Here is a 6,989-nt window from a genome sequence, read left to right as displayed (position 1 = left end):
TCAACGTCGTCGCCTACCACGTCGACGAGGCCGGTCTGGTGGACATGGCCGAGGTCGAGCGGCTCGCCAAGGAGCACCGGCCGAAGGTGATCATCGCCGGGTGGTCGGCGTATCCGCGGCAGCTGGACTTCGCCGAGTTCCGGCGCATCGCGGACGAGGCCGGGGCCTACCTGTGGGTCGACATGGCGCACTTCGCCGGGCTGGTCGCGGCCGGGCTGCACCCGAACCCGGTCGAGTACGCGGACGTCGTCACCTCCACCACCCACAAGACCCTGGGCGGGCCGCGCGGCGGCATCATCCTGGCGAAGAAGGACTTCGCGAAGAAGCTGAACTCGTCGGTCTTCCCCGGCTTCCAGGGCGGCCCCCTGGAGCATGTGATCGCCGCCAAGGCGGTGTCCTTCAAGGTCGCCGCGAGCGACGAGTTCAAGGAGCGCCAGCGCCGTACGGTCGAGGGCGCACGCCTCCTCGCCGAGCGGCTCACCGCCGCCGACGCCCGTGCGGCCGGGGTGAACGTGCTGTCCGGCGGCACCGACGTGCACCTCATCCTCGTCGACCTGCGCGAGTCCGAGCTGGACGGGCAGCAGGCCGAGGACCGCCTCCACGAGGTCGGCATCACCGTCAACCGCAACGCCGTCCCCAACGACCCGCGCCCGCCGATGGTGACCTCGGGGCTGCGGATCGGCACCCCGGCGCTGGCCACCCGCGGCTTCCAGGCCGAGGACTTCGCCGAGGTCGCGGACGTCATCGCGGAGACGCTGAAGCCGTCGTACGACGTCGAGGCGCTCAAAGCCCGGGTCCGGGCACTGGCCGAAAAGCACCCGCTGTACCCCGGTCTGAACAAGTAGTTCCTTTTTGTGGGGTGTCCCGCACACTGGTCAGTGAGCGTGCGGGGCACCCCGCGGAAATCTTTCGCATCACCCCGTATTGAGGAGTTCCCCGTGGCCATCTCGGTCTTCGACCTGTTCTCGATCGGCATCGGCCCGTCCAGCTCCCACACGGTCGGCCCGATGCGAGCGGCACGCATGTTCGCCCACCGTCTGCGCAACGAGGACGTGCTGTCCTCGGTCGCCTCCATACGTTCCGAGCTGTACGGCTCGCTCGGCGCGACCGGCCATGGCCACGGCACCCCGAAGGCGGTGCTGCTCGGCCTGGAGGGTGCCTCGCCGCGCACGGTGGACGTGGAGGGCGCCGACGAACGGGTGGAGAAGATCAAGTCAGGGGGGCGGCTCAGGCTCCTCGACGAGCGCGAGATCCCGTTCGACTTCGACAAGGATCTGGTGCTGCACCGCCGTAAGACACTCCCCTACCACGCGAACGGCATGACGCTGTGGGCGTACGACGCGTCCGGCGCGGAGCTGCTGTCCAAGACGTACTACTCGGTGGGCGGCGGCTTCGTCGTCGACGAGGACGCGGTCGGCGCGGACCGGATCAAGCTCGACGACACGGTCCTGAAGTACCCCTTCCGCACCGGTGACGAGCTGCTGCGCCTGACGCAGGAGACGGGTCTGTCGATCTCCTCGCTGATGCTGGAGAACGAGCGGGCCTGGCGCACCGAGGAGGAGATCCGCGCGGGGCTGCTGGAGATCTGGCGGGTGATGCGGGAGTGCGTGTCGCGCGGCATGTCGCGCGAAGGCATCCTGCCGGGCGGTCTCAAGGTGCGGCGTCGGGCGGCGAACACGGCCCGCAAGCTGCGCTCCGAGGGCGACCCCAAGGCGCTCGCCATGGAGTGGATCACGCTCTACGCGATGGCCGTGAACGAGGAGAACGCGGCGGGCGGCAGAGTAGTGACCGCCCCGACGAACGGCGCCGCCGGCATCATCCCCGCGGTCCTGCACTACTACATCAACTTCGTGCCCGGTGCCGACGAGGACGGGGTCGTACGGTTCCTGCTGGCCGCCGGTGCCATCGGGATGCTGTTCAAGGAGAACGCGTCCATCTCCGGCGCCGAGGTCGGCTGCCAGGGCGAGGTCGGCTCCGCCTGCTCCATGGCGGCGGGCGCGCTGGCCGAGGTGCTCGGCGGCTCCCCCGAGCAGGTCGAGAACGCGGCCGAGATCGGCATGGAACACAACCTCGGCCTGACCTGCGACCCGGTCGGCGGCCTCGTCCAGATCCCCTGCATCGAGCGCAACGGCATGGCCGCGGTGAAGGCGGTCACCGCCGCGCGGATGGCGATGCGCGGGGACGGCTCGCACAAGGTGTCCCTGGACAAGGTCATCAAGACCATGAAGGACACCGGTGCGGACATGAGCGTGAAGTACAAGGAGACGGCTCGGGGCGGGTTGGCTGTCAACATCATCGAGTGCTGAGGGGCCGCCCCTCGCCGTGGGTCGGTTTCAGGCGGACGCCTCGTCCGCCCGCTGCCGGGGCCCGTCCCCCTCGGTGTCCGGCGGCGCCGAGGCGCGGCGGCCCGGCAGGCAGAGTTGGGCGGAGATCACGCCGGCGACGCCGATGGCCGCCCACAGGGCCCACTCGTTGTAGGCGTAGATCGCGGCGCCGATGAGCGGGCCGACGCCGGTGCCCAGGGTGAAGGCGGCGCCGTAGAGGCCTTGGTAGCGGCCGACCATGCCGGCCGGGGAGAGTCCGCCGAGGTGGGCGTTGGCCACGGAGGAGTACATCATCTCGCCGAGCGACCACAGGACGACGGTCGCGGCGAGCCAGATCATGTCGGTCGCGAAGCCGGTCAGCGCGAGACCGACGCCGGTGGCCAGGTTTCCCCAGGCCAGGACATGGGTGGCCCGGCGTTTCACCACCAGCCCGGCGATGGGCAGTTCGCAGACCAGGACGAGCACGCCGTTGAGGCCGATGAGCAGCCCGAAGTCGGCCTCCGAGAGTCCGCTGGCGGTGACGTGCAGCGGCAGGCCGACGGTCGACTGGATGTAGACGAGCTCGGCGATGACGGTCATGAGCAGGAACCGCCGCAGCCGGCGGTCGGCGAGCGCCAGCTTGTAACTGCCCTGTTCCTTGGCCTCGGAGCCGTCCTCGCCGTCCTCCTCGGACCCGCGGTGCGGTACGTCGCGCAGCAGCAGGACCGCGATCACGCCGAAGAGGAGACAGGCGGCGGCGTTGCCGAGGAACAGCTCCGTATACGAGTTGGCCGCGAGCCAGCCGCCGAGGAAGCCGCCGGCGGCGGCGCCGAGGTTCATGGCGAACCGGAAGACCGCGAAGGCCGCCACCCGCTGCTGGTTGGTGGTCACGGAGTCCGTCAGCAGGGCCGCGGCGGCCGGCCGGTACACCTGTGACGCCGCGCCGACGAGGCCGACCACGATGATGTTCATGACGAGGCCGTCAAGGACCGGGATGACCGCCGTCAGAGCCGCGGTGGTGACGCCGGACAGGGCGATGGTCCAGCGCCTGCCGAGCTGGTCGGCGAGATATCCGCCGAGCGCGCTGCCGAGGACGTTGCCCAGCCCGGCGGAGCCGAGGACCAGCCCCGCCGCTCCGGGTGAATAGCCCTGGCTGGTCAGGTACAGGACGATGAAGACCGGCAGGAAGTTGCCGCACCGGTTGACGAGGATGCCGAGGCTGACGATCCACACCCGGGGCGGCAGTTCGCGCAGCGTCTCGCGGAACGGCGGGTCCTGCACGTCGGGCTGCTCGGTGCTCACGTGATCGGCTCCGTGTGGATGCGTACCGCCGCGAGCAGCCGCTCGCAGTTGGCGATCGCCTCCTCGGCGGTCGCGCCTCGGGCGATGACATGGCCGACCCGGTCGTCGCTCCAGGTGAGCGGCCGTACCTCGTCGCCCGGCTCGACCGAGATGACCAGGTCGTACAGGGCGGGGTCGGCGGCGATGGATTCGGCGCCGGTCACCTCGGTGACGCGGCCCGGCGGTGGGGTGAAGAAGCGGATCGCCGCGCCCGCCACTGGTTGGGGTGCCCGCTCAAGGGGCTCGATCAGACCGAAGCGCGAACCGAGCGTATAGCGGTCCATGTCGACGCCGTAGGCGATCTCGGTCAGATCATGGATGCGGTCGCCGCCGACGCGGTTGTGGGACTCGATGATGACCGGGCCGCGCGAGGTCAGCTTGATCTCGGTGTGCGCCGGGCCGTGGCGCAGTCCGATCGCGTCGAGGAACTTCATCACCAGGTCCTCGGCGTCGCGCAGCAGTTCTGCCGGGTGTCGGCTCGGCTGGGAGTGGCCGGTCTCGACGAATCCCGAGTCCAGGCACAGCTTGTCGGTCACGCCCACGAGGACATGGCGGCCGTCGAAGCTCAGTGTCTCGACGCTGATCTCCGGGCCGTCCAGGTACTCCTCCATCAGGAACCGGTCGAGGTCTCCGGCCAGGTCCTTCTTGTCGATCTGCTTGCCGAGGGCGTGAAAGCGTTCCACGACCGACGCCAGGTCCGACTCGTCGCGCACCTTGAAGATGCCGATGCTGCCGGCCTCGTCGATGGGTTTCACCACGACGGGCAGTCCGTTGGCGCGGGCGAACTCCCGCAGATCCCGCTCGGTCCGGCCCACCTCGGCGGCGACGGGGCTGATTCCCGACGCATTGAGATGCGCGCGCATCCTCGACTTGTCGAGCAGCATCTCCACCGTCCGCAGCGGGTTGCCGCCGAGACCGAGGGCGTCGTCGATCTTCGCCGCCGGCAGCAGCCCCAGCTCCCAGGGCGAGACGACCATGTGGAACGGATACGTCTCGTGCAACGACCGCACCAGGGGCAACACCCGCTCGGTGTCCGCGTAGTCGACGAGCAGGGCCTGACCGACATACGGCCAGTGGCTGCTGTCGTACTCGTCGGGGTGCTGGATGTACACCACATCCAGCCCCAGGTCATGTGCCTTCCGGAGGACCTTCACCTTTCCTCCGACCACTGCAATCACCGGCCGCGATCCAGCGACAACGGGGTCAGGTAACAATGTCGAGCCTCTCTCACAGTCGGCTGATTTCAGACCACGAACATACTCCGGACGAACAGGAAGACATTGTTCCGGCGGTGAGAATACGCCATTCACTTGTCACCACCTGATTTCACTTTCAAGTCGCGACGATGACGGGGTAGCGTCGACGACGACACAGCGCCAGGTACGGGGGTGCCAGCGAAGATCAAAGCCTAGCCGCATCCGGCGGCCGCTTCGGGTATGTCAAATCATCCGCGCTGATTCCACTCTGATTCAACATTCACGGAAACCACCGTTTCCGTCTTTCCATGGCCCCGGCACGACGCTGCCGGCGCCATACCTCTCGGTGTCTTTATTGGGCTACCACCTGGAATAAGGGGGAGTTCCGAAAGTGACTGAAACCGCAATCAACGAAACGCCGAAGCACGCCGACGTCGTGATCGTCGGCAACGGCGCCCTGGGCCTGTTCCTGGCCGACGAACTGATGGAGCGCGGGATGGGCTCCGTCGTCGTGGTCGGGCCGAGCCATCGCGAGACGGGGGCCAGCCAGGCCGCCGGCGCGATGCTGGGCTGCTTCGGCGAGACGACCACGGAGTCGTTACGCACCGACGCCGCGCGCACCCGCTTCGAGCTGGGCGTCAACTCGCACGAGCGGTGGCCCGCCGTGCTGGCCAAGCTGGAGGAGTACTCCCGGACGGGACGCCCGCTGCAGAGCGCCCCCGACACCCACGTCGTGCTCAACTCCATCGGCGCCGAGCTGGACACCGTCAACTTCAAGGCGATGATCGACGCGCTCGATCAGTACGGCAAGCCGTGGGAGGAGATGGACCCGAACGACATACCCGGGTTCAACCCCCGTCTGGACACCAGGTCGCTGCGTGCCGTGCACCTGCCGACCGAGGGTGCCGTGGACGCGCGCGGTGTGCTGACCGCGCTGGAGAGCCGGCTGAGCGACACGGGCGCGGTCCAGGTGGACCGGTCGGTGCGCAGGCTGTTGGGCAGTGGCGATGTCGTGACCGGGGTCGAGCTCGACGACGGCCATGTCATCGAGGCGGGCACCGTCGTCGTGGCGGCCGGCATCCACAGCGAGTCGCTGGTGCGGACGGTGTCCGAGGACATCGACCTGATCCCCACGTTCCCCGGTCTCGGCTTCGCGATGATCGCGCGGCGCTCCGGCGGCGACCCGTTCCGCAGCGTGGTGCGCACCCCGAACCGCGGGTTCGCGTGCGGGCTGCATGTCGTGCCGCAGGGCGACGGCCTGGAGTACTACGGCGCCACCAACCGGCTGGTGGACTCCATCACCGGTGTCACCTGGATGGCCGACGTCAGGTTCCTCGCCCAGTACTCGATGCAGCAGCTCGACGAACGGGCCGCCGGCCACGAGGTCGTGCAGTGGCTCGCCGGGAACCGCCCGGTGACCCTGGACGGCTTCCCGATGATCGGCTGGCTGCCGCCGTCCGGTCTCTATCTGATGACCGGCACATACCGCGACGGGTTCCACTGCGCGCCGCTGCTGGCCGAGCATGTCGCGAACGAACTCCAGGGCAAGCCCGGCACCATCGACCCGATGTTCGCGCCGACCCGGGAACCGATCGTCACCCGCACCATCGAGTGGTCCATCGACGAGTACGTCGAGCACAACCTCGCCGCCTGGTTCGAGACCGGCGCGGAAGCGGCGCCCCAGATGACGACGGCACAGATCGCGGAGTACTACCGGACGCGGTGTGTGCAGGCCTACGACCAGCTGGGCATCGACTACGCGCTCGGCCCGGACATCCTCTGGTACGCACAGGGCAGCCTGCTCGGCGCCCGCCGGATCAGGCGCTATCTGCGCGGGCGCCAGAGTGCGAGCGAGGTGGCGAAGTGACCACCTCCGACACCTCCACCGTGGACATCGTCAGGAAGCTGATCGACCAGCAGCTCAACCTCTCAGGACACGGCTTCGAGCTGAACCACGACGACAACCTGTGGGACAGGGGCATGACGTCGCTGACCTGCCTCGGGCTGATGCTGAGCATCGAGGACACCTTCGGCATCGAACTGCCCGAGAGCGCCCTCAAGGAGTCGACGTTCCGCAGCGTCGACACCATCACCGCGGCCGTCGACGGGGCGCTGAGCTCCGCCCAGGGCTAGGGCCTGTCCGGAGCCA

Annotated in this window: 6 protein-coding genes; 4 read left to right on the top strand and 2 right to left on the bottom strand. The window is 68.7% G+C overall.

The genetic code is table 11. The features are described from left to right. The coding region (gene glyA, locus IE325_RS12060) for a serine hydroxymethyltransferase (RefSeq protein WP_190069784.1) at positions 1-845 on the top strand (845 nt) is incomplete at its 5' end. Positions 846-938: 93 nt separating this feature from the next. Continuing rightward, positions 939-2,306, top strand: a complete 1,368-nt coding sequence (locus IE325_RS12055) for an L-serine ammonia-lyase (RefSeq protein WP_190069783.1) — start codon at positions 939-941, stop codon at positions 2,304-2,306. A gap of 27 nt (positions 2,307-2,333) precedes the next feature. On the opposite strand, the gene IE325_RS12050 is transcribed toward IE325_RS12055, so the two are convergent. Then, positions 2,334-3,605: an MFS transporter gene (locus tag IE325_RS12050; RefSeq protein WP_229911763.1), complete on the bottom strand. Its 1,272-nt coding sequence runs from the start codon at positions 3,603-3,605 to the stop codon at positions 2,334-2,336. Further along, the gene (locus tag IE325_RS12045) at positions 3,602-4,798 is read right to left on the bottom strand and encodes an ATP-grasp domain-containing protein (RefSeq protein WP_229911762.1); all 1,197 of its coding nucleotides are present in this window, start codon (positions 4,796-4,798) and stop codon (positions 3,602-3,604) included. Before IE325_RS12045 ends, IE325_RS12050 begins: the two co-directional genes overlap by 4 nt. A gap of 433 nt (positions 4,799-5,231) precedes the next feature. Between IE325_RS12045 and IE325_RS12040 the strand changes: the two genes are divergently transcribed. Both IE325_RS12040 and IE325_RS12035 read left to right on the top strand, forming a co-directional pair. Beyond that, on the top strand, positions 5,232-6,707 hold the full coding sequence (locus IE325_RS12040) for an NAD(P)/FAD-dependent oxidoreductase (RefSeq protein ID WP_190069781.1): 1,476 nt from the start codon (positions 5,232-5,234) through the stop codon (positions 6,705-6,707). Then, positions 6,704-6,973 carry a phosphopantetheine-binding protein gene (locus tag IE325_RS12035; protein WP_190069780.1) on the top strand — a complete coding sequence of 90 codons (270 nt, stop codon included), beginning with the start codon at positions 6,704-6,706 and terminating at the stop codon, positions 6,971-6,973. Before IE325_RS12040 ends, IE325_RS12035 begins: the two co-directional genes overlap by 4 nt. Positions 6,974-6,989 lie beyond the last annotated feature (16 nt).

Origin of the sequence: Streptomyces lanatus, from assembly GCF_014655715.1 — a bacterium.
GTDB classification, from domain to species: domain Bacteria; phylum Actinomycetota; class Actinomycetes; order Streptomycetales; family Streptomycetaceae; genus Streptomyces; species Streptomyces lanatus.
The sequence above is the reverse complement of the archived record's forward strand: the minus strand, read 5'-3'. Positions and strand labels throughout refer to the sequence as shown.